A 24,217-nucleotide genomic window follows, 5' to 3' on the forward strand; every position below is an offset into this window, starting at 1 on the left:
ATCTCTATATAAATACAAATTAAAAAATCGACATAAAAACCCTCTTTCTTTTTAGGAGGGCGAGAGCATCTGGCCATGCATAGAAACGGTCAGGGCCTTTTCCTGCCACATGCAAGGTTGAAAACAAAAGGAGAAAGCTAGAAGTCTGGACTTCTAGCTTTATTTTTGTGGGAATTGAAAGTATACGATTTATGGATAAAACGACTATAATAAAGGATGTGAGTTTAGAGAGGGAGCGTAATGAAATGGGGAGAAGGTATACGTTTTGGATTATGGTTGGAATTGTTGCGATTTCTGGACTTTCACAAGGTATGCTGTTACCGGCAATTGCAATGATTTTTGAGAAGGAGGGAATTAGCTCAAGCTTTAATGGTATTCATGCAACGGCATTATATATTGGTATTCTTGTTATTTCACCTTGGCTTGAGAAACCGATGCGAAAATTTGGAATGAAACCTCTTATTGTAATTGGAGGCTTCATTGTTGTTGGAGCATTATTTGTATTTACGCAAACATTTTCTTTTTGGGTATGGTTTGTTCTTCGTTTTTTAGTTGGGGTAGGGGATCATATGCTTCATGTTGGAACACAAACGTGGATTACTACAACTGCAAGTCCGCACAAGGTAGGAAAACAAGTTTCTATTTATGGAGCATTCTTTAGTATCGGTTTTGCAGTGGGACCTTATTTAGCAAGTACAGTACAATACGGTATTGCAACGCCATTTATTGTATCAACTGTCCTTTGTTTAATAGGGTGGTTATTGTTGATTCCAACGCAAAATGCATTTCCTGATCAAGGAGAAGCAAATCAAGAAAGGGAATCATCTTTGCAGCGCTATAAGCAAGTTTGGATAATGGGTTGGATTGCGTTACTTGCACCGTTAGCTTACGGTGTATTAGAAGGGATGCTAAATAGCAATTTGCCTGTATATGCAATGAGGAAAGGTTGGTCAGTTGAACAAATTTCATTTTTATTGCCAGCGTTTTCGATTGGTGGAATTGTTACACAAATACCACTTGGTATACTTAGTGATCGTCTTGGAAGAGAGCGTATTTTAACATGGACATTTAGCGTCAGTACAGTGGTTTTTCTATTAGCAGCTATATTCGATGAATATTATTGGCTTGTATTTATATGTATGTTACTTGCTGGTATGATTATTGGATCGTGTTTTTCCCTTGGACTCGGTTATATGACGGATTTATTATCCAAGCATTTATTACCAGCAGGAAATATTTTGTGCGGAATTGCTTTTAGTATTGGAAGTATTACTGGGCCTGTATTAGGTGGACTATTTATAGAGAAAATACAGTATACAAGCTTTTTCTTTGCCGTTATGATCATTATGGCAGTAATATCGATTGTTTATGTGACATATATGAAAAGTCAAGCAATGATAAGGAAAGTAGAAAGTAGGTAAAATGATGACAAAGCAATTAAAAAAGAAGAAATTTGAAGTATTACCAGATGAAACAATTGCACAGTGCTTAGAAAGAATGGAAAAGGAAGGATATGCACCGTCCCGCCGCATGGAAGAGCCTATTTTTCATGAGGTGAAAAAAGATGGAAAAACGGTTGTAGAGCCCTGTGGACGAAAAATAATATTTGAAGGAAAGATAAAAACGGTATAAAGTGCAACGCTATATATACAAGATAAAACCCCTTTCTTTTTAAGGGGGACGAGAGCATCTAGCCGCGCATAGAACCGGTCAGGGCCTGCAAGGTTTAAAATAAAAATAAAAATAGGAAAATTCAAGAATTTCATGCATATGATATAGTGAAAGGCCTTTCACCATTTTTCACCGAGGGGGCAATCATAATGAAATTTTTGTCTTACCTTACAGTAATTCTGGTGATTATTGGCGGTTTAAACTGGTTATTTGTTGCGCTAGATTTTAATCTAGTGGAAAAAGTTTTTGGTTCTGTACCGGCACTTGTTGATACCGTTTATTGGCTTATTGGTCTTTCTGCACTGTATCAAATTTTCGACCGTTTTTTTGCAAGTAAGTAGCAATTATACAATTATTATTCAAAGTGTTAAGCAGACGTGCTTAACATTTTTTTTGTATGAATACGAAAGGGAAGTAAAGAACTTCATAAAAAACACTCATGAGAACGGTTCCAATACTTCTTAGAATAAAATGGGGAAAACAATTTGACCGAGTATTTTATATGAGTTATAATTCAGAAAGTTTTAAAATTTATAAATATAAAAAGAAAGAGGGGAATAAGATGCATCGAATATACAATTTTTCAGCGGGGCCATCTACACTTCCTATTCCTGTTTTAGAGCAAGTACAAAAAGAATTATTAAATTATCAGGAAACAGGCATGTCTATAATGGAAATGAGTCACAGATCTACAGTCTTTCAGGAGATTATAGACGAAACGAAAAGTCTACTATGCGAATTAATGAATATCCCTGAAAATTATGAAGTACTTTTTATACAAGGAGGCGCATCTTTACAATTCTCCATGATTCCACTAAATTTAATGCACCGATATAAACAAGCCGCATATGTACATACAGGCTCCTGGTCAAAAAAAGCAATGCAAGAAGCAGAAAAAATCGGAACGGTTTTGGTTGTTGCATCTTCTGAAAATGACCGATTTACATCCATTCCAGAAATAAATTGTACACTTCTCTCTCAAGAAATAGATTATATGCATATTACAACGAATAATACAATTGAAGGTACGCGTTATGTAAATATTCCTGAGACAGGAGAAATCCCACTCGTTGCTGATATGTCTTCAAATATTTTATCTGAAGAGTATGATGTAACAAAGTTCGGTCTTATTTATGCTGGAGCACAGAAAAATTTAGGACCTGCAGGGTTAACGATGGTCATCGTGCGTAAAGATTTAATTGGTGCTGCGAATTCTTCATGTCCGACTATGTTAAACTATGAAACTTACAGTAAACATAATTCACTTTATAATACGCCGCCAGTTTTCAGTATTTATGTAACAAAGTTAGTTTTGCAGTGGCTGAAAGCGCAAGGAGGCGTGCAGGAGATTGAAAAAAGAAATTACAAAAAAGCAGCCATTCTATATGACTTTTTAGATGAATCAAGTATGTTCACTTCACCAGTACATACTACATATCGATCTTTAATGAATATTCCATTTACAACGTCTTCTAGTGAACGAAATACATTGTTTATTCAAGAAGCAAAAAAGCACGGCCTTGAAGAATTAAAAGGGCATCGCTCAGTTGGCGGTATGCGTGCTAGTATTTATAACGCAATGCCAGTAGATGGCGTACAAACGCTTGTGAATTTCATGTATGCATTTGAAAAGAAGTGCAAATAAGGGGATGAGAAAATGTTTCATATTCAAACGTTAAATCAAATTGCTGAAAAAGGAGTCGCTACTTTTTCAAAAGAGAGATATACAGTAGGAGAAACGACCAAGAATCCTGATGGTATTTTACTGCGAAGCTACTCACTGCATCATGAAGAGTTTTCTAAGAATTTAAAAGCGATTGCAAGAGCGGGAGCTGGCGTAAATAACATACCAGTTGAACGTTGTACAGAGCAAGGAATTATTGTTTTTAATACACCAGGGGCTAACGCAAATGCTGTAAAAGAACTTGTACTTGCAAGTTTAATTATGTCGTCTCGTAATGTTATAGACGGTATTGTTTGGACAAAAGGTTTACAAGGTGAAGAAGTACCGCAGCTTGTTGAGAAAGGAAAAAAGCAGTACGTTGGTTCAGAAATCACCTCGAAACGTCTTGGTATAATTGGATTAGGAGCAATTGGAGCTCTCGTTGCAAATGATGCGCTTTCATTAGGAATGGACGTTGTTGGTTATGATCCATACGTTTCTGTTGAAACAGCTTGGCGATTATCTAGACAAGTGCAGCGAGCATTTAGTTTAGAAGAAATTTTTGCGACATGCGATTATATTACTTTGCATGTTCCGTTAGTAGAACAAACGCGGGGGATAATAAATGAACATGCATTTCAAGTAATGAAAAAAGGAGTTCGTATTTTAAATTTTTCTCGCGGAGAGCTTGTTGATGAAGCAGCATTAGAGCAAGCGCTTGATGCGGGGGTTGTGAAGCATTATATAACAGATTTTCCAAACGAGCGTGTGTTACAAATGAAAAATGTTATTGCAACGCCGCATCTCGGAGCATCTACATATGAATCAGAAGAAAATTGTGCGGCTATGGCAGCACGGCAATTGCGAAATTTTTTAGAGACAGGGAATATCCGCAATTCGGTTAATTATCCAAATGCGGAACTTCCTTATATTAGAAAGAAACGAATTACAATTGCGCATCAAAATATTCCGAACATGGTTGGACAAATTACGGCATGCTTGGCAGAACATCATATTAATATTGCGGATATGATTAACCGCAGTAAAGGTTCTTTTGCATATACAATAATTGATATTGATAATGAAATAACTGATATTATTAAAGAAGATGTTGTGGCGAATATTAGAGACATTGTAGGTGTTGTAGCAGTACGAATGATTGTATAAAGTAAAAGTTCCATTAGTAGGGGGGCATCCCCCGCTGATGGTTAGCTGAACCAACCGGGTTTATTACTCGTTAATGCGGATAAGGGGGAGATTTCAGTGGCAACAATTAAACCATTTCGGGCAATTCGCCCTATACAAGAGCGCGCAAAAGAAGTAGCTGCTTTTCCATATGATGTACTCAATAGTATGGAAGCAAGAGAACTTGCGAAAGATAATCCGTATTCGTTTTTGCATGTTGACAAGGCAGAAATTGACTTAGATCCTTCGCTTTCTCTATACTCTAACGAGGTATATGAGAAAGCGAAGGGAAATTTACAATATTTGATTGACGAGGGTGTGCTTATACAAGAAGAACGACCATGTTTTTATATTTATGAACTTACAATGAATGGTCGTTCTCAAACAGGACTTGTTGTTTGTACATCAATTGATGAATATATAAATGACACAATTAAGAAACATGAGCGAACAAGAGCTGAAAAGGAAAAAGATCGTATTCGTCATGTTGATGCGTGTAATGCTCATACAGGACCTATCTTTGTAACATATCGCGGGAAAAGTGAAATCGCAAATGTAATTGCGAATTGGAAAGTAACGCATAGCCCTGTTTATGACTTTACAGCAGATGATGCGATTCGACATAAAGCATGGATTATTCATGAAGAAAGAGTTGTTGCTACATTAATCGAATTGTTTGAGGACATACCTTCTTTATATATTGCTGACGGTCATCATCGCTCCGCATCGGCTGTGAAAGTGGGAATGATGCGCCGCGAAGCGCATGCAGACTATACAGGTGAAGAAGAATTTAATTATTTTTTATCTGTACTTTTCCCGAAAGATGAATTATCAATTTGGGATTATAATCGCATTGTAAAAGATATAAATGGGTTATCAGAAGAACAATTCTTACAAGCGATTTCTCAAGCTTTTTATGTAGATAAAGTAGAAGCATCCTTTAAACCGGCAGAGCGTCATACGTTTGGAATGTATTTGAATAAAGTATGGTATAAATTGACTGTAAAAGAAGACAGAGTTGATGAAACTGATGTTGTAAATAGATTAGATGTATCGATTTTGCAAGAACAATTATTGTATACCATTTTACAAATTGATGATCCGCGTACAAATGACAGAATTGATTTTGTTGGAGGAATACGAGGACTAAAAGCGTTAGAGAGAATGGTTGATGAGGAAGGGTGGGCTGTTGCTTTTTCAATGTATCCAACAACAATGGAAGATTTACTAGCTATTGCAGATGTTGGGGAAGTAATGCCGCCAAAATCAACATGGTTTGAACCAAAACTTCGCAGTGGTTTATTTATTCATTCGTTAGAATAGAAGAGAAAGCAAATTGCTTTCTCTTTTTTCTTGCATATTTTGTACCTATCTTATAATGTATAGTCGTACTGACTGAAGGAAAGGGTTTGATATATATGATACATATCTTGTTAGCTGATGATGATTTACATATAAGAGAGCTCCTTCGTTATCACCTTCAAAAAGAAGGATATACAGTGTGGGAAGCTGAAGATGGAAAAGCAGCACAGTCTATTTTAGAGAAAGAAACGATTCATTTGGCGATTGTTGACATTATGATGCCACATGTAGATGGTTATACACTTTGTGAAGAAATTAGAAAATATTATGATATACCAGTTATTATGTTAACAGCAAAAGATCAGCTAGTAGATAAGGAAAAGGGCTTTTCCGTTGGGACGGATGATTATATTGTAAAGCCATTTGAACCTGCTGAAGTATTATTTAGAATGAAAGCATTATTACGCCGTTATCAAATGCTAAGTGCAGATGTCATCCAATTGCATGGAACGACAATCGATCGAAAAAGCTATGAAGTACGTTGCCATGAACAAACCATTTTGTTGCCGTTAAAAGAATTTGAGTTGTTATCACAGCTTGCGAGTTACCCAGGACGGACTTTTTCTCGTGAAGAATTGATTGAACTTGTGTGGGGAGTGGATTTTGCAGGTGATGAACGCACTGTAGATGTCCATATTAAGCGATTGCGTGATCGTTTTTCGAAACGGACAGATGATTTTCAAATTAAGACGGTACGTGGTCTTGGATATAAATTGGAGTTGAAATAAAATGCGATCATTATATTCACGATTTGTAATCATATCGATTGTCATTATGTTAGTTAGCAGTATGATTGGGTTTTTATTATCGAATGTGTATTATCATCTTTATTTGAAACCATATAACAGTGAAAAAATTTTAAAATACGCACAAGAAGTAAAACATTTATATGAGAAATCCGATGAACAAAATCGAGAAGAATATTTGAAATCTATTTCTAATCTCGGTTTTGAAATTTATGTTGTAGATGATCAAAAACAAGGAAAACGATACGGAAATGCATTTCGGAAAATTAATGTGAGTGACGAAACAATAGAGAGTGTATTAAAAGGTCATACATATAATGGTATTTCAACTTATCCGACACGTTTATTTATAACAGGCTTTTTTGATAATGAACTTTTAAATAGTATTGGGATTCCAATCCAACATGATGAAAAACAATATGCGCTCTTTATTCGTCCAGATATTCAGCAACAATTTGGTGAAATGCGTATTTTCTTTGCTGTATTATTATGTTTAATGGTCGGATTAAGTATTATTCTTATTGCAATTGCAGCTCGGTTTATTGTGCGTCCTATTCAGCTTTTTACAAGTGCAACTAAAAAAATTGCAAACGGAGAGTATGAAGTAGCTCTGCCAGAATATCGAAAAGATGAAATTGGAACACTGGCTGTCAGCTTTCGTAAAATGGCAAAAAGCTTAAAGGATTTAGATCGGATGCGACAAGAGTTTGTTTCGAACGTTTCCCATGAATTTCAATCTCCACTTGCATCGATTCAAGGATTTTCGAAGACATTACAAACAAATGAGATGAGTGAATCTGAGCGTAAACATTATTTGGAAATTATTGAATCGGAAAGTAGACGTATGTCTAGTTTGTGTAAACAATTATTAACGCTTGCCTCTCTTGATAAAGAAGAGAGAGTTTTAGATAAGAAAACATTTGATGTCGGAAAGCAAATAAGAGATGTTATTTTTATGTTAGAGTGGCAATGGCGTGAAAAAGATGTCGCAATTGAATTGGATGTTCCAAGTATACAAGTGTATGGAGATGAAAACTTGCTCCATCAAGTGTGGACAAATTTATTGACGAATAGTATTAAATTCACAGAAAGTGGCGGTACCATTTCATTTTATGGAGAAGAGAAAGAATCGGAATTGTGTCTTACGATTTCTGACACAGGGATTGGTATGAGCGAAGATGAGATTGACAAGATTTTTGATCGATTCTACAAAGTAGATGAGGCGCGAAATAGAACAATTGAAGGCAGTGGACTTGGGCTTTCGATTGTGAAAAAAATTATTGACCTTCATGAAGGAAGTATTACTGTACACAGTGTAAAAGGCGAGGGGACTACGTTTACAATTTACCTTCCGAAAAGAACTATATAGATACAAATAAAAACCCTTTTCTTTTTAGAGGGGAGACGAGAGTATCTGGCCGTGCGTAGAAACGGTCAGGGCCTGTTCCTACCACATGTAATATTGAAAACAAAAGGAGAAAGCAAGTGCAGATCATGTTTTCTTCTGCATAGCAGCGACTTAGATGTCGGAAAAATAAAATGGATATATATAGTAATGTTTAGGGTATATATACGAGTTAAAAAAACGACATAAAAACCTAACAGGTTCGGTTGATGGGGAGAAAAATGCTAATAACAATGTGAATATTTGTTGATCAGCATATATTTCAACAGCAAATTAGTAAGATAAATAACAAGCAAAAACGCTCAGATTTCTGAGCGTTTTTTGACGAAATATTTTACTATCCTTATTGAACTAAAGTTTAAAAGTATTTGCACACTACGGAGCAAATTCAATTTGGCCCGTAAACAATAAGAAAATCGTGATTATCCAGAATATAAAGAAGGAGGAGGAGAGGATTAAAGATATTATAGGAATTACATTTTTCTCCGTTTTCTTCACTATCCCAATTATAGAAAGTACGATACCTATTCCCATAAGAAAAAATGTTATATAATCTCCAACTAGACTTCCGATATTTGCTATTCTTGTTGGTGTTACAAAAACAATAAAAAAGCAAATAATTCCAATAATCAAAGAAATATAGCTAATTATACCGTTCTTCTTTGGAATAACCATTTTGTTTTCCAAAGAAACACAACCTTTCTAAAAAATACAATTTAATCCTAACACAATTAACCAATAAATTGGTCAAAATAGGAAAAAGTTCGGCATATAGCCGAACTTTTTTCATCTGTTTATCACTTCAATAAAAGATGTATTCCCATTGTTCCTAATTGTAGAATGGAATTTTTGATTTTCTAATGTCTCAGCAACTTGTTCTAATTTTTGTACATCATCATGATGAATGAGTAAACTGTCTGATCCACTTTCTTCAATGTGGATATGTTCAATATTACCAATGGCTTTGTGTACGGTTTGTAAAAAATTAGGTTTTATAAATAAGGTCTCCTATATTTACAGTTATTTGCTTCTATTATTTCCTTATTTGTGAAAAATAGGCTGGTTTATAAATGAATTTTGGTATTCTCCATCAGGAAGTTTTTCACGTTTAGTCAAGCTATAGATTTGTGGTATAGTGAGAAAGTATGTTTGCAGTAGAGGAAGGAGACTTAAACATGATTACATCTGCGCAAACTCCTTCATTAACAGAAACGATGAAAGAGTGGCATGAAGCGTTAATATATGAAATTAAACATTGGAAGACAGTTGGTGGGAGTAAACTATCCATTATAAATGGACGTTTTTTATATACAGACTATGAAAGTAGCGTCTATGTATTTCAGCTTATTTCTGAGGTGAGTTTGCCAGACGGAACACCGATTCGAATTGAATTTGACGGTGAGGAAGCAACTGGGGAAGTACTATCTGTTCATGGATTAGACATTGAAGTCAAACTTAATTGTTATATGCAGCAACATATACATGAAGCGGCATTGTATAGTGAGCCGTGGCAGCTGTTAGAACAATTGCAAGAACGTTTAAGAGAAGTAAGAAAAGATAAACAAAGGCGTCAGCGCGTGAACCGGTTATTACAAGGAACGAGTGAACCAAAACATATTGTGAAAATGAAAACAGTGAAAAATGAACTTGCATACCGCGCTTTTTATAATGCAACAACATACGTCTGGGGACCGCCAGGAACCGGAAAAACATACAATTTATCGCGCGTTATTGCAGCTCATTATCAAAGTGGAAAATCTGTTCTTGTATTAGCTCATAGTAATGCAGCGGTTGATGTATTAATGAGCGAAGTAACAAAGCAAATTGAGAAAAAAGAGAAATGGATACCGGGAGATGTGATTCGGTATGGTTTTAGTCAAAATGAGCAAATTCGTAATCATGAAACGTTACTAACTACGCGATTAGTGGAATCAACAAATGAAGAATGGGAAGAAGAAAGGCTCTATTTAGAAGAATTAAGGCAAGAATTAAGACAAAAAATTCTTTCTTATAAAGCGACTTCTGCTGAAAAGAGAAAAATGCAGGAAATAGAAGGAGATCTTCGCAAGCAAAAAGCAAAGGTGAAAGAAGTTGAAAAAGAGTATATTGAAAATGCAAAAGTCATTGGGGCAACGTTATCAAAATGTGCAATCGATTCACTTGTTTATGAAAGAACGTTTGATCTTGTGGTTGTCGATGAAGTAAGTATGGCATATGTTCCACAACTTGCATTAGCAGCTTCTTTAGGAAAGCGTATTGTTGTGTGCGGAGACTTTCTGCAATTACCACCAATTGCTTTATCAAATCATGAGCTCGTAAATAAGTGGTTAAAAGAAGATATGTTTTATCATGCGGGTATAGTGGAAGCCGTAAATGAGCGTAAAAAGCATCCGAATTTATATATGCTGCAAGAACAGCGTCGTATGCATCCGCATATTTCAAGCTTTACGAATGAATTCATTTATAAAAACGAAGTGTTCGATCATCCATCTGTTACTGAGCGAAATAATATTGCAACTTTACAGCCTTTCATGAAAGAATCAGCAGTTTTACTAGATACAAGTAATATGGGTGCTTATTCGTTAAAGGACGTTGCCTCTAGTTCACGCTATAATATTTTTTCTGGATTATTAGCGATGCAGCTTACGTTAATGGGCTTAATGGATGGAATACCGTCAATTGGTATTGTAACACCATACCGTGCTCAGTCGCGTTTTTTATCAACATGCATAAGGGAATTTCTTCAAAAAACAAAGTTCAAAAATGCGCCTGTGCTAGCAGCAACAGTTCATAAATTTCAAGGATCTGAGCGTGATATGATTTTGTTCGATACAGTTGATAGCTATCCGCAAGAACGGCCGGGTGTACTATTCTTTGACCAAAAAAACCACCGTCTCGTTAATGTTGCAGTAACGAGGGCAAGAGGGAAATTTATTCAGCTATCAGATTGTCAATATATGAGGCAAAATCTTTCACGAAAACAAGCCTTATCTCATTTAACACATCATTTACAAAGGCAAGGAAATGTGTATGATCGTACAACATCAAGATCAATTCTAGAGCGGAAGATTACGAAAAGATTGCGGTGGTTTGTACAAACAAGCAAAGAAGAAACGAAAGTATTATTAAAAGATATGATTTCAGCGAAAAAGAAAATCATTGTATCTATTCCTAATTCAAGTCGCATGGATAAAAGGGTGTGGCAAGCGTTAGCACGTGCAGAAGCACCTGTAATGATCTATACAGAAGCTCAAGTTCCGATAAAAAACGTACAAGTGTATCGGCAAAACAAAGTGATGCCATTTGTTATCATTGATGACGACATCATGTGGGTAGGTGCCCCGTTAACATCTCAGATGATCTTTGATGGTAGTCCGGAATTTCCGTATATAACAGCGAGACTACAAGCTCCGCAAACGATTGGAGTATTAAAAGGATTTTTAGGTATAAAAATATAAAGTTTTCTTCAAAGTGGATTTATATAGTATGAGAAATAAATCAAAGATAACCTCAGACAAAAGTGTCTGGGGTTATTTTGTTTGAAAATAGGTAGTGAAGGGATGATTTCGAATCTGTCGAATAAATGTGAGGTGGGGAGTTAATTAAGAACAAGACCAATTTTTCCTTATTTCCTCTACTACAACTTCTGGATTATCGCAATGTAGCATGTGAGTAGTATTAGGAATTCGCTTTACTGTTCCCCTAGTTTTCTGCTCAAAAATATTTGCTGTCTTATCTCGGTATTCGTCCCAGCTGCTCGGCAATGTAGCTCTTAGTAATATGATATTGGATGGCAGGTTTTCATAAATATCTGCTGTTTCGTGTTTATGCATAGCTTTAATAATATTTCCAGCTGTTATGCCTCTTACGTGCCAATATATTTTATTGTTCTTTTCGAAGCCAAGATCCTTTACTGACATTTCTATGAGCGGAGACCACCTTGTATATATTTTTTTTCACTATTGAAGAAACCTTTCCAATCATCAAACACACATTCCTCAAAATCTTTTTCATAGTACTCTACTTCTTCTTCCATAGTTTGGTTCTTAAGTCTTTTTGTTTGATATCCGCCATCAATGAGAATGGTGCCCTTTACTCTTTCTGGATATTCCGCTAAATAAAACAAAGATACAAAACTTCCCCAGGAATGTGATAAAAAATAAAATTGATCAATCTCAAGATGATTCAATAAGTCGTTTAGCCACGTTGCCAAACGAGGCATTTCGTATTCTTCAGGTTGTTCAAATGGAGAAGTTTTACCGTGTCCAGGCGCATCAATTGCAATCAACCTATACTCCTCTTTCAGTTGCTCAGCAATTTCGATGAAGCTAAGACTAGTACCGCCTAATCCGTGTAAACAAAAGATTACAGGGTTATTTTCATTACCCCATTCTGTAATATGTACATCTGTTTTCCCGATGTTAATAAAATAGCGTTTCAAAGCATATTCCCTCCTAAGCATTTCTAGTTCGATGTTTTTGAAAATTTATACAATTGATATTATTATATAGTAGAGATGGAAAGAAAAGGGGACTGTTTTATGGGAAATATATACAATCGAGCGAAATTGCAATTATTATCTATAAATGATGTAGGGCCATTGTATGCTATTATTGAAAAACACCCAGATATTTGGACATATTTAATAGCAAAAATGGATTGCTTGGAAGATATGGAAAGATTAGTTGAAGAATCAGTAGAAAAGTATAAAAGGGGAGTTGACCTTCCGTTTACAGTAATTGATCAAACAACAAATGAGATTGTGGGAACGACGCGGTTATACAACATATCAAAGGATTGCAAAACAACAGAGCTCGGCCATACTTGGTATAGTCCAAGTGTTCAACGTACAAGTGTAAATACAGAGTGCAAATATATGATGCTTCGCTATGCATTTGAAGAGCTGGGAATGTTACGTGTACAAATTAAAACAGATGCTCGCAATGAAAAATCACAGCGGGCAATTGAAAGGCTAGGAGCAGTTAAAGAAGGAGTAATGCGAAATGAACGGCAGCTTCCAAATGGATATGTGAGGGATGCGGTTGTTTATAGTATGATCTCATCAGATTGGCCAAGTGTAAAAGAACGATTAGAAAATAAATTAATGTGTTATAGGTAAGGGGGATAAAGTTGCCGTATATAGAAACAGAGCGTTTAAAAATGATTTCTTTCACATTAGAATTAGTAGAGGCTACTATAAAAGGGAATGAGGAGCTTTCGAAAGTAACACCTTATGAAGTTTCTAATCAGTGGCCTATGCCTGATTATGCGGAAATTTTACCGTGGAAAGCAGAGCGATTACATGAAAATCCAGAAAGTAGTAGGTGGAGTGGTCTTATTATTCATAAAGAAGACAATACAATTATTGGTGATATGGGCTGTAAAGGTGGGCCGGATGTGAATGGGATTGTTGAAATTGGATATAGTATTGTCCCAGATTACCAAGGAGAAGGATATGCGACAGAGATGGTAAAAGGCCTTGTACAATGGTTATTAAATCAGCAAAATGTAACGACGATTAAGGCGGAATGCTTAACAAGTAATACTGCTTCTGCGAGAGTATTAGAGAAATCAGGTTTTTGTTGTGTACTACAGGAAGATCATATGAAATATTGGATTTTGAAATAGTAGTTAAAGAGAAATGTCTCCTAGCATGTTAGGGGACATTTTTTTCTTACAAAATGATTACGGATTTTATATACTTTTGTTTCATGATTCCATTCTACAGAAAAATTCGCTACAATATAGAGGTTAAGAATTTGAGAGAAATATAAGTTGTTATTGTAAATAGACTACTTATATATAAGTTAAAAGAATGACATACAAACTTCTTTCCTTTTAGGGGAGACGAGAGCATCTGGCTGTGCATAGAAGCAGTCAGGGCCTTTTCCTGCCATATGTATGGTTTAAAACAAAGGGAGCAAGCAAGTGCAGGTCATATTATATTTTGCATAGCAGCGACTTAGATGGCGAAAAAAATGAAATGAATATATATCAGTGTGAAATATAAAAATCTCTTTTATAGAACTGCTAGTAAGAAAACTACCTTCTTTCAAATGAATGTAAATAATAAATTGACCGATTATTCGATGAAACGAATTTTAGTATAAAGTATGTATGAAATACGGGGGCTATAAGTTTATGAAGAAAAAAAGAAGTATAAAAATAAGGGTGGTGCAGGCACTCTTATTCATACTTGGTTCTATTATTGTATTTGTGGGCTATGCGGCGTATGATATTTGGCATTATCGTTCTAATACAGATCAAGTGGATACAGATGCGGCAATTGTGTTAGGGGCTGCTTCTTGGAATGGAAAACCGTCACCGGTACTTCGCGAGAGAATTAATCATGCTATTTCTCTTTATCAAAATGGAAGTGTTAAAAAGATTATTTTTACAGGTGGTACGAAATTTGAAGCAGAATTAGAAGAAGCGCGTACGTCAAAAATATATGCATTAAAGCATGGTGTGAGAGATGAAGACATTTTAATTGAAACGGAGTCGCATTTTACAGAAGAAAATTTAAAAAATGCTTTGCAGATAGGGAAAGAACATGGCTTGCGAACGTATACAATTGTAAGCGATCCGCTTCATATGAAACGAGCGATGCAAATTGCTAAGCATCTCGGTATGGATGCATATTCTTCACCAACACCAACGTCTGCATACCGTAGTCTAGACACAGAGTTACCGTTCTTTTTTAAAGAATTGTGTTCTTATATTGGTTATGTTGCATCCTTACCTGTTCGATTTTTCAAGGGTGATGGGTAAGGGAGATTTCCTAATGTATTAGGAAATCTTTTTTGTTTAAAACATTGTTTTTATATCGGAATAGTGCAACAATTAAAATGTAGATTAATATGTTTAAGGAAAAGAATGTGTAAAGTGAAGTATCCATGAACGAAATTTTTGTCGTGTAATAACTAAAGAGAATTGTATGCATATAATTTTAGGATGATGATGAAAGGATTGATGAAATGGATTTTGTAAGAACGAAAGAGCAACAAGAGCGGCTTAGTAAATTACAACCATATATCACTCTATTTTCAAAGAGAGAACAGCAGTTAGATAAATTGTATTCATTTCCTTTTGAAAATGTAGTAGATTTAAAAGGAATTGGGTATACATCATGGACAATTCCAAAGGACGAAGGTGGGATAGGCATATCCTTATATGATCTTTTACTTTTTCAAGAATACATTGCACAAGGCGATGGTGCAACGGCACTATGTATGGGATGGCATCTTGGGATTATGCATGAACTTTCAGAAAATCGTTCATGGGATAAGAGAATGTTTTCTTGGCTTTGCAAGAAGGTGAAAAACGGAGCGCTTATAAACCGTGCTGCAACGGAACGAAACACGGGTAGTCCGACAAGAGGAGGAAGGCTAGAGACAACAGCATTACGAAAAGGAGATAAGTGGATTATTTCAGGACAAAAAACATTTACAACAATGGCACCGGTATTGGATTATTTCCTTGTTTCCGCATCTATAGAAGGAACGAAAGAAGTAGGAGAATTTCTTGTTCCGCGCAGTACAGAGGGTGTTTCAATTGAAGAAACATGGGATAGTGTAGCTATGCGCGGTACAGCAAGTCATGATTTACTTTTAGAACAAGTAGTAGTTCCATATAAATATTTTGTTGAGAAAATTTCTCCGCGTAGTATAGAAAAGAGAAGAGGATGGCTTTTGCACATTCCGGCTTGTTATCTTGGAATTGCACAAGCAGCGCGGCAGTATGCATTACAATTTGCTGCAACGTATCAACCAAATAGTTTGAAGGTGCCGATAGCGATGGTGCCAAATGTGCAAAGATTAATAGGAGAAATAGAATTAGAGATGATGCAAGCCCGTTCTTTTTTATATAGTGTTGCAAAGCGCTATGAAGAAGAAAATAAACAGTGTATGCAAGCCGAGATGGCAGCCGTGAAGTATACGGTGACAAATGCGGCGATTTCTATTGTAGATAAGGCGATGCGTATCGTCGGAGCAAGGAGTTTATCTGAAAAAAATCCATTACACCGTTATTATTTACATGTACGCGCTGGCCTTCATAATCCTCCAATGGATGATATGACAATTTCGCTGTTAGCACAGCATGCTTTGCAAGATTTTGATGTTAAAAAATAGGTACTACTTTCCTTTTTCGTATATAATAAAAATGGACAATGTACAAAAAGGAGTTAACAAATGCTAGAAGTCATCGCAACATGTTTAGAAGATGCCAAACGGATTGAGCGTGGCGGTGGGAAACGGATAGAATTGATTACAGCTTTTACAGAAGGTGGTCTTACACCGAACTATGCGTTAATAAAAAATGTTATAACCGCTGTTTCTATTCCGGTGCATGTAATGATTCGGCCACATGCTAAATCTTTCGTCTATTCTAATGAAGAAATAGAATTAATGAGAGAAGATATTCGAGTGGCAAAAGAGCTTGGTGCAGCTGGTGTTGTATTAGGTGTTTTAAATGAAAAGAATGAAATTGATGAAGAAAAGTTAGCAAAATTATTAGAAGTAGTAGAGGGAATGAATGTGACGTTTCACCGCGCAATTGATGAAATGGCGGATTTAATAGAGGCCGTCAAAATATTGCGGAAGTTTAAGAAAGTCACACATATTTTAACATCTGGTGGACAAGGAAAAATAGAAGATAACATTTCGGTCTTGCGCCATATGCACGAAGCTAGTGAGGGACAGATAAAAATTATCATTGGCGGTGGTGTGACGAAAGAGAATGTACAACAATTATTGCATGATACAGGGATTACACAAACTCACGTAGGTACAGCGGTGAGAGAAGGAAAATCGTGCTTTGGTGAAGTTATTGTTCAAAATATACAAGAAATTGCAAAACTGACTAGTTGTTAAAGGAGATAGTGAATATATGAAAAAAAGTGAGATTATATCATGGGTTAAAAGTATTGCTTTTGCTTTAATTATTGCATTTGTTTGTCGTGCATTTTTATTTACACCATCGCTTGTGCAAGGTGAATCAATGATGCCAACTTTAGAGAATAATGAGAGGATGGTTGTAAACAAGATAGGCTTTAGCCTACAAGGGTTAGATCGTTTTGAGATTATTGTTTTTCACGGAAATGAAGGGCATGACTTAGTAAAACGAGTAATTGGGTTACCAGGAGATACAATAGAGTACAAACATGATATTTTATATGTAAATGGTAAAGCTATGGATGAGCCGTATTTAGATGAATATAAAAAGCAAATATCCGGAGAGATGTTAACTCCTGATTTTACGTTAGAAGGACTAACTGGCGAGAAAACTGTTCCGAAAGGTTCTGTATTTGTACTAGGGGATAATCGTCAAGTTTCTAAGGATAGCCGACGATTTGGTTTTGTTTCTGAAAAACAAATCGTAGGGAAAGGTTCGGCAGTATTTTGGCCACTGCCGCATGCTAGAACGTTATAATCGTTTTTGGAAGGAATCAAAACTCATTTGGAGTTTTGATTCCTTCTTTTATTTTCATTGGGATCATCTCAATCGGTATTTATCCCGCTATTTGTGGGCAGTAATACTCCCACCTCAAAATTCGGTGAAAGCAAAGAAGTTAGGTGGGAGCTGATAATCAGTGGGGGATAAAGAAAACCCCCACTGATTAAAGTTTCACTTTATGTAGTTGACGGAATGACTTATTAAGGAAAACTTTCCAAGTTATTGCGAATGCCTGTTATAATGAAAAAAGAATGATACATAGAGGTGAATGTTGTGCAGCATTATGGAGAAGTGTGTTCTATTATGAAAAGTGCTAAGAAAATTACAGTGTTAACCGGAGCTGGTGCAAGTACAGAGAGTGGAATTCCAGACTTTCGTTCAGCAAATGGTTTGTACGCAGATGCAAATGTAGAAATGTATTTATCAAGAGGATATTATAATCGAAATCCGAAAGAATTTTGGAAACATTATAAAGCAATTTTTCAAATTGATACATTCCATCAATATAAACCGAATGAAGGACATGCGTTTCTTGCGCAGATAGAGCAGGTGGGAAAAGATATTGTAGTGTTAACACAAAATATTGATGGCCTTCATCAATTGAGCGGGAGTACACATGTCATCGATTTACATGGTACGCTTCAATCTGCTCATTGTCCGAAATGCCGTGTACAATACAACTTACAATATATGATTGAACATGAAGTACCGCGCTGTGAAAAGTGTAATTTCATTTTGAATCCTGATGTTGTGTTATACGGAGATACATTACCGCAATTTCAAATGGCGGTTGAAAGGTTATATGAAACGGATGTATTGCTTGTGATGGGAACGTCATTGAAAGTACAGCCTGTGGCATCCTTTCCGCAAATAGCAAAACGAGAAATAGGGGCAACAACAATACTTGTTAATAATGAACAAACAGGACAAGAACAATATTTTGATTATGTGTTTCATGAAACAATCGGGGAATTTGTGAAGGGAATTTTGTCCGAGAAGTAAGAGATTTCTTCGTGAAAGTGAAGATACACAAAAGAACATTACAAAATTTGAGAATAGATATTGGAAAACGGAAGAATTTTATGTAAATACGGAAGCTCCTGACAAAAATGCAGATTCGGTTCTAAAAGGATAAAATAAAACAAACAACGCATGACCATTTCGTTTCTCCATGCGTTGTTTGTGCTGTGTTTTAAAACTCAATAATCGATATAAAAAGCATTTAAAGCTCACATTTATCTAATGGGATAACTTTTGTTTTCTTTGTAAATTTATAGCCTAACCAAAGTATTAAGAAAAGAGGTAAGCCAATATACGAAACGAGTACACCGTTCCAATCAATAGATTTTCCCATAAATGCACCGTAGTTTTGACCAAGAATAACGATTAAACATAATACAAATGCAAAGATAGGGCCGAATGGGAACCATTTTGCTTTATAAGGTAAGTCATTTAAGTCTTTTCCTTGTGCAATGTATGCTTTGCGGAAACGATAGTGACTAATTGCAATTCCGATCCAAGCGATGAAACCCGACATACCAGAGGCATTTAATAGCCATACATAGACAACACCATCACCGAATAAAGAAGCTAAGAAAGCAGCACATCCAACTAATGATGTTGCAACCAACGCATTTACAGGTACGCCGCGACTATTTAATTTTCCTAAAAATTTAGGTGCTTTACCTTGGTTTGCTAAATCCCAAAGCATACGTGCTGATGCATACATACCGGAGTTACCAGCAGATAAAACAGCAGTTAAAATAACTGCGTTCATTACTGATGCCGCAAAAGCAATCCCTGCTTTTTCAAATACAAGTGTAAATGGACTTACGGTTATATCACTTGCGGCCAGGTTTTCGTTTGTATAAGGGATTAATAAACCGATTACGAGAATTGCCAAAATATAGAACAATAGAATTCGCCAAAAGATGCTGCGAATTGCTTTTGGGATGTTGCGTTGTGGATCTTCAGTTTCACCAGCTGCAACTCCTAATAATTCTGTTCCTTGGAACGAGAATCCAGCTGCCATAAACACACCGATGATTGCCATGAAACCGCCGTTAAACGGTGCATCTGCAACTGTGAAGTTTTTAAAACCGACAGGCTCTCCGCCCATAATACCGAAAATCATAAGAAATCCGACAATTAAAAAAGCGATAACAGTTACAACTTTAATAAGTGCAAACCAATATTCTGCTTCTCCAAATCCTTTAACAGATAAATAATTTAACAGGAACATAATAGCTAAACAAATTCCACTCCAAAGTAAGGAAGGCGTATTAGGAAACCAAAACTTCATAATTAAAGTAACTGCAGAGAGTTCCGCCGCAATCGTGATGGCCCAGTTATACCAGTAATTCCAACCTAATGCGAATCCAAGCGATGGATCAACAAACCTTGTCGCATAGGTGCTAAATGATCCTGCTACAGGCATGTAGGATGCTAATTCTGCTAAGCTTGTCATTAAAAAATATACCATAATACCAATTGCAGCATAGGCGACGAGAGCACCACCAGGCCCAGCTGTATGGACAACACCACCGCTTGCTAGGAATAAACCTGTTCCAATTGTACCACCAAGTGAAATCATTGTAAGATGGCGAGATTTTAATCCGCGTCGTAGCTCATTATTTGTTTGAGCGGATTGATTTGTAGCTGTAGAGGTAACGTTAGTAGTTGCGCCGTTCATGTTCAACACTCCTTTTCTTGTAAGATAGGAAGGAGCGGGGGGAATTAAAAAAACCGCTAAAGGACTTTAGCGGAGCAATTCAAAAATAGCCACCCCATCATACCTTCCGTTAAGATAGCGCCCCACGTTTACACGGTAATTTTGTAAACGTGACAGTTCTGTTCCTATTCGAAAACAGCCCCAGCATATACTTCCAGAGAAGAAGTATAAACTTCGGCAGCTTTTCCTTTTATCTAGAGTTATTGACATTCTCTGCGTCTCGTCTAGATTACTAATAAAAGCCGCAACCTCTACCTCATCGGATTGATGAGGATTTTTCTATTACTATGATTTTTAATATATGGCAATTGTAATGATTTTCTGAAAATATTGCAAGGATTTTTTAGTGGAAAAAAACGGCTATTTTGGAAAAGCGCTTTCAAAATTCATCCCGGTCCTAAAAATATGTATGAAGTACTCCTTTGATAAAACAGGTTATACAATAGTTTCGCATTCCGTTTTAAAAAATCCTTCAATAATTAATGGAAAATTCAGAAATTATTTTCGACAAATCTACTTGAGGATGGTAACGTACCTATACATTGATATAAAGATAGTATGAAACTACCTCAATTAAAATAAACCTTTGAAGGAATACATTATTCAGCCGAAAAGGACGCATTGCTTCTTTTGCATGATGAGGAACGGAAAAGATTTTGTGGCAGCTGGCATTCTTTTAAAATGCTATGAACTTTGAATGGAGTATAAATTTTCTGTTGATTAAGTTAGTAATACCCTAAAAAAGAAGCCCCGAGGTATACGGGACTTCTACGGGTAATCTGTCAAGTTATGGCGTGCTTGACTAAGTAAATTTAACATAAATTTCCGGGGAATTATACTGGTAAATGTGTCCAAATATAAGTAAATAAAGGAATTTTGGATTTTAAACAATTTGAATTTTGTGCGAAAAGTGAGAGGTTAACATGAAAACTGTTGTGTTTAGATGGCGGTACGGTCTTGGTGATCACGCAGTCGAGGAAGAAGAACTTGAATTTGATGACAATGCATCGGAAGAAGAAATAACCAAAGAGCATGGATAGTGGGTTTGGTCTAGAATTGGCGATCAATTTACTTGGTATGAGAAATAAAACAAAAGCTTTATGTTGTTCTACTCTGTTCCTTGGAAAATACTTATAATGTCATCTGTATTTACTGCACAAGGAAGGTACAATTCATCAACACGTTCAAAAAGCATAATAAATTTATCTTTATTCAAATGATCAAGTATCGTACTGAAATTTTCTTGACTAAACAACATTACCTGATCGTCAATACTTTTAAGTGAAACATATAAATTACTGTACTTACTCAACTATTCCACCTTGCTTTCCTATCAAATAACTATTTTGTAGAAAATAATTAGGACCTGCGGTGTGCTACAGGTCCTAATAAATAATATGTAAAATGTTAGGGGTATCTTTATATTACCAAAAATGGTAATTAGATTCCATGTGTTTGTTGTTGAGAAAGAAATTAAAAGGTATTAATAAATACTTCATTTTAGGACAAAGGGGAACAGCGGGAATAAGTATAGCAGCGGATTGGGCTGGAATTGAAACAGCACTCTTTTGTGAGATAGAGAATTTATCCCGCATTAACGGGCAGTAATACTCCCACCTCAAAATTCGGCGAAAGCAAAGAAGTTAGGTGGGAGATAAACTGCTCGTAAAAGCCCGATTGGTGAGGGCTAATAATCAGTGGGGGATGAAGAAAACCCCCACTGATTAAAGTTTCACTTTATAACAAAGGCGTTATTTGAATAGGAAAATAGGGAAAACCATAGCTTTAATACAGCTAGAGCTTTCTAGAGAGTACTATAATATGTGCTGTGTTCATGAAAGATTCTAACATATATCACTTTGTAACTTTGCATATAATTTTTTACAATTTGTTGAATAATTGGATTATAAAAACGTTATTGGATTATAGGCTTGCACTAAAAAAAGCACCGTTTATAAGTGCTCTTTTTAGAGAAGGCGCTATGAGAAAAAATAAGGTGTGAAAAGCAATGCATTTATTCAAAGCTTAATACAATTTATGTTTTTTTTCTTCAAATGTGCAGGGGAAACTGAAAAAACCTGTCCCGACTAAAGGAAAAGTAGGCTCAAAGATGTAAGTACATGGGGTAGCCTGTTTGTAGTATGTGCAGATGTTGAAATATTATGCGGATGGAAGTGTCAATTCAATAAGAAAAGACACTCAAATTGAGTGCCTTCTCTTAGCAGCATCCGTAGCCGTATCCATATCCACCACCATATCCGCCGCCCCAACAAGAGCAACCGATTATGATTAATAAGATAAATAACACAATTACTAAGGCGAATCCACCACGGAAGCCTCCACCACGATCTTCAAAACCCATACTATTTTCCTCCTTTTGATGAGGAAACAAACCATGAGAGCAAAAGTTGTAAATCATACGGCGAATTTACATTACATTATGTGGTGTGGAGCTAAAGGATGCGTGTCTGTTGTCAATAAAAAACCGGCTTTTTAAACAAAATAATCTTTTTAATAGAAAGTGAGTTTGAGAAAATGGGAAAAGTCAACGAGATAAAGGTGCAAGACGTGAAATAGAATTTGCTAGTTTAATAGGAGGTGCTCGTGTGCCGCTTTCTGGTGTGGTAGATAGCTATTCTAATGATGTGAAAGGATTAGGTCTTGAATGGGAAGTAAAGGCGAGGAAAGACGGATTTAAGACTTTATCCCGCATTAACGGGCAGTAAAACCCCCACCTCAAGATTCAGAGAGAAGCGTTGTCCAGCTCTAGCGGCTAGAATCTCCGGTCGTTTCGCCCCCTCGGACGAGGCAAAAAGCACCTCTCTGTCAGGGGCTCTAACGTCCTGCGATTCTGAGCGAGCCGCTTCCGCTTTTCTAAAGAAGATAGGTGGGGGATAACTGCCCGTAAAAGCCCGATTGGTTCAACTAACCATCAGTGGGAGATGAAAAAACTCTCCACTGATGGAAGTTTCACTTTATACAATTGGTTGGAAGATGAACGGGAACAGCCAGATGCATTGGCGATCAAGGTAGATAGAAAACCGTGGTTGGTTGTTTTGCCATTGGAGACATTGTTGAAGATGGTAAAGGAGTGAAAAGATGCTTGATATTAAATTGCCAGAAATAATTGAAAAGTAATACACTAAAAAGGATAAAAACATGGGTGGTGAAGAGATGTTCCAGTTTGATCATCTTGTTCATGTCGTTCATTGCTCTCCAGCTGAGGAAATAAATCAAATGAAAATACACGGATTTTATGTAGTTCAAGGGGGAGAGCATACGAATTGGGGAACACATAATAGTTTATGTTATTTTGATTTAGCATATATTGAATTTTTAGCAGTGCAAAATCAAGAGGTTGCAAGCCGAGCGGAGAATCCACTTATTCAACAAGTTGTTCATAAGTTGCAAACAGGAGAAGGAATGCTTCAAATTGCACTGCGCACAGAACATATGGAAGAGTTTGCTGAGAGACTGGTAGAAAAGGGGTTTCAAATAAACGGTCCATTGGAAGGAAAGCGTATGAGGGATGACGGAACTCTTTTAAGCTGGAAAATGCTATTTGTTGAACAAGAGGGAGAAGGTCCTAGATTCCCATTTTTCATTGAGTGGAGTGAGTCAGATGAAAAAAGAAGGGATGATTTACAGAAAAAAGGAGTAATCTCGCCCCATAACAATAACATAATTGGAATGAACACAGTGTTCTATGCTGTTAATAATGTAAATGAAACAAGCAAACGATGGGAAGAGTTATTACAAATCGAAATGAGTACACCAAAAATAAATAAGGAGTGGAATGCGATATCTCAAAGTTTTTCTCTTGGGAAAATAACCATTCAATTTTGTGAACCGGTAGGGAATGGTATCGTTCAAAATCAATTAAAGAATTACGGTGAATTACCATTTGCTGTCGAGTTTCAAGGAAAGGAAAAAAATAAGAGTGTATATCATATACGGAATGGTATGTACATATTTTAGGAGGAATTAAACTGAATGAA

General features: G+C 36.2%; 22 protein-coding genes, 2 pseudogenes and 1 riboswitch. Of the genes and pseudogenes, 18 read left to right on the plus strand and 6 right to left on the minus strand.

Features of this window, described 5'->3' with window-relative positions; all coding sequences use genetic code 11:
- Positions 1-245: 245 nt before the first annotated feature.
- The 8 genes from MR076_RS17265 (at position 246) to MR076_RS17300 (ending at position 7,996) form a co-directional block, all read left to right on the plus strand.
- Positions 246-1,421, plus strand: coding sequence for an MFS transporter (locus MR076_RS17265; RefSeq protein ID WP_242222521.1), 1,176 nt, complete (start codon positions 246-248; stop codon positions 1,419-1,421).
- 4 nt (positions 1,422-1,425) lie between these two features.
- Positions 1,426-1,632 carry an NETI motif-containing protein gene (locus MR076_RS17270; RefSeq protein ID WP_242222523.1) on the plus strand — a complete coding sequence of 69 codons (207 nt, stop codon included), beginning with the start codon at positions 1,426-1,428 and terminating at the stop codon, positions 1,630-1,632.
- Positions 1,633-1,820: 188 nt separating this feature from the next.
- Positions 1,821-2,012: a DUF378 domain-containing protein gene (locus MR076_RS17275; RefSeq protein WP_242222527.1), complete on the plus strand. Its 192-nt coding sequence runs from the start codon at positions 1,821-1,823 to the stop codon at positions 2,010-2,012.
- Between the two features lie 221 nt (positions 2,013-2,233).
- The gene (gene serC / locus MR076_RS17280) at positions 2,234-3,316 is read left to right on the plus strand and encodes a 3-phosphoserine/phosphohydroxythreonine transaminase (RefSeq protein ID WP_242222529.1); all 1,083 of its coding nucleotides are present in this window, start codon (positions 2,234-2,236) and stop codon (positions 3,314-3,316) included.
- 12 nt (positions 3,317-3,328) lie between these two features.
- Entirely contained in the window at positions 3,329-4,501 is a 1,173-nt protein-coding gene (locus MR076_RS17285) for a phosphoglycerate dehydrogenase (protein WP_242222531.1), read from the plus strand.
- A gap of 96 nt (positions 4,502-4,597) precedes the next feature.
- Positions 4,598-5,842, plus strand: coding sequence for a DUF1015 domain-containing protein (locus tag MR076_RS17290; RefSeq protein WP_242222533.1), 1,245 nt, complete (start codon positions 4,598-4,600; stop codon positions 5,840-5,842).
- 89 nt (positions 5,843-5,931) lie between these two features.
- Complete coding sequence (locus MR076_RS17295) at positions 5,932-6,609, plus strand: response regulator transcription factor (RefSeq protein ID WP_242222608.1); 678 nt, start codon at positions 5,932-5,934, stop codon at positions 6,607-6,609.
- A gap of 1 nt (position 6,610) precedes the next feature.
- Positions 6,611-7,996, plus strand: coding sequence for a sensor histidine kinase (locus MR076_RS17300; RefSeq protein WP_242222535.1), 1,386 nt, complete (start codon positions 6,611-6,613; stop codon positions 7,994-7,996).
- A 411-nt stretch (positions 7,997-8,407) separates the two neighbouring features.
- Here MR076_RS17300 and MR076_RS17305 read toward each other — a convergent pair whose 3' ends face one another.
- Both MR076_RS17305 and MR076_RS17310 read right to left on the minus strand, forming a co-directional pair.
- Positions 8,408-8,707: a hypothetical protein gene (locus tag MR076_RS17305; RefSeq protein WP_396021712.1), complete on the minus strand. Its 300-nt coding sequence runs from the start codon at positions 8,705-8,707 to the stop codon at positions 8,408-8,410.
- A gap of 111 nt (positions 8,708-8,818) precedes the next feature.
- Positions 8,819-9,028, minus strand: coding sequence for a hypothetical protein (locus tag MR076_RS17310; RefSeq protein WP_242222610.1), 210 nt, complete (start codon positions 9,026-9,028; stop codon positions 8,819-8,821).
- Between the two features lie 149 nt (positions 9,029-9,177).
- Between MR076_RS17310 and MR076_RS17315 the strand changes: the two genes are divergently transcribed.
- Positions 9,178-11,490, plus strand: coding sequence for an AAA domain-containing protein (locus tag MR076_RS17315; protein WP_396021711.1), 2,313 nt, complete (start codon positions 9,178-9,180; stop codon positions 11,488-11,490).
- A 144-nt stretch (positions 11,491-11,634) separates the two neighbouring features.
- On the opposite strand, the pseudogene MR076_RS17320 reads toward MR076_RS17315, so the two are convergent.
- Positions 11,635-12,473 (minus strand): annotated as a pseudogene (locus MR076_RS17320) (alpha/beta hydrolase).
- 99 nt (positions 12,474-12,572) lie between these two features.
- On the opposite strand from MR076_RS17320, the gene MR076_RS17325 reads away from it, so the two are divergent.
- The 8 genes and pseudogenes from MR076_RS17325 to MR076_RS26995 all read left to right on the plus strand — a co-directional run.
- Positions 12,573-13,151 carry a GNAT family N-acetyltransferase gene (locus MR076_RS17325; protein WP_242222541.1) on the plus strand — a complete coding sequence of 193 codons (579 nt, stop codon included), beginning with the start codon at positions 12,573-12,575 and terminating at the stop codon, positions 13,149-13,151.
- An 11-nt stretch (positions 13,152-13,162) separates the two neighbouring features.
- Positions 13,163-13,660 carry a GNAT family N-acetyltransferase gene (locus MR076_RS17330; RefSeq protein ID WP_242222543.1) on the plus strand — a complete coding sequence of 166 codons (498 nt, stop codon included), beginning with the start codon at positions 13,163-13,165 and terminating at the stop codon, positions 13,658-13,660.
- Between the two features lie 513 nt (positions 13,661-14,173).
- On the plus strand, positions 14,174-14,803 hold the full coding sequence (locus MR076_RS17335) for a YdcF family protein (RefSeq protein WP_242222545.1): 630 nt from the start codon (positions 14,174-14,176) through the stop codon (positions 14,801-14,803).
- A 206-nt stretch (positions 14,804-15,009) separates the two neighbouring features.
- Positions 15,010-16,164 carry an acyl-CoA dehydrogenase family protein gene (locus tag MR076_RS17340; protein ID WP_242222547.1) on the plus strand — a complete coding sequence of 385 codons (1,155 nt, stop codon included), beginning with the start codon at positions 15,010-15,012 and terminating at the stop codon, positions 16,162-16,164.
- A 60-nt stretch (positions 16,165-16,224) separates the two neighbouring features.
- The gene (locus tag MR076_RS17345) at positions 16,225-16,905 is read left to right on the plus strand and encodes a copper homeostasis protein CutC (protein WP_242222549.1); all 681 of its coding nucleotides are present in this window, start codon (positions 16,225-16,227) and stop codon (positions 16,903-16,905) included.
- A gap of 16 nt (positions 16,906-16,921) precedes the next feature.
- Complete coding sequence (gene lepB / locus MR076_RS17350; RefSeq protein WP_242222551.1) at positions 16,922-17,464, plus strand: signal peptidase I; 543 nt, start codon at positions 16,922-16,924, stop codon at positions 17,462-17,464.
- A gap of 297 nt (positions 17,465-17,761) precedes the next feature.
- A complete protein-coding gene (locus MR076_RS17355) occupies positions 17,762-18,490 on the plus strand; it encodes an NAD-dependent protein deacylase (protein ID WP_242222554.1) in 729 nt (242 codons plus the stop codon).
- Positions 18,477-18,623, plus strand: a pseudogene (locus tag MR076_RS26995) (kinase); the annotation flags it as partial. The gene MR076_RS17355 and the pseudogene MR076_RS26995, both read left to right, overlap by 14 nt.
- Positions 18,624-18,710: 87 nt before the next feature.
- Here MR076_RS26995 and MR076_RS17360 read toward each other — a convergent pair.
- The 3 genes from MR076_RS17360 to MR076_RS17370 all read right to left on the minus strand — a co-directional run bounded on the left by MR076_RS17360 (position 18,711) and on the right by MR076_RS17370 (position 22,581).
- Complete coding sequence (locus MR076_RS17360) at positions 18,711-20,180, minus strand: amino acid permease (RefSeq protein WP_242222556.1); 1,470 nt, start codon at positions 20,178-20,180, stop codon at positions 18,711-18,713.
- Between the two features lie 107 nt (positions 20,181-20,287).
- A riboswitch (Lysine riboswitch) is annotated at positions 20,288-20,481 on the minus strand.
- 846 nt (positions 20,482-21,327) lie between these two features.
- The gene (locus MR076_RS17365; protein ID WP_242222558.1) at positions 21,328-21,531 is read right to left on the minus strand and encodes a hypothetical protein; all 204 of its coding nucleotides are present in this window, start codon (positions 21,529-21,531) and stop codon (positions 21,328-21,330) included.
- 906 nt (positions 21,532-22,437) lie between these two features.
- Positions 22,438-22,581 (minus strand): YjcZ family sporulation protein, encoded by a 144-nt coding sequence (locus MR076_RS17370; protein WP_242222560.1) that lies wholly within the window; start codon positions 22,579-22,581, stop codon positions 22,438-22,440.
- Positions 22,582-23,393: 812 nt separating this feature from the next.
- On the opposite strand from MR076_RS17370, the gene MR076_RS17375 reads away from it, so the two are divergent.
- Entirely contained in the window at positions 23,394-24,197 is an 804-nt protein-coding gene (locus MR076_RS17375) for a VOC family protein (RefSeq protein WP_242222562.1), read from the plus strand.
- Positions 24,198-24,217 lie beyond the last annotated feature (20 nt).

This window comes from Bacillus cereus group sp. BfR-BA-01380 (assembly GCF_022663535.1).
Lineage (GTDB): Bacteria > Bacillota > Bacilli > Bacillales > Bacillaceae_G > Bacillus_A > Bacillus_A cereus_BB.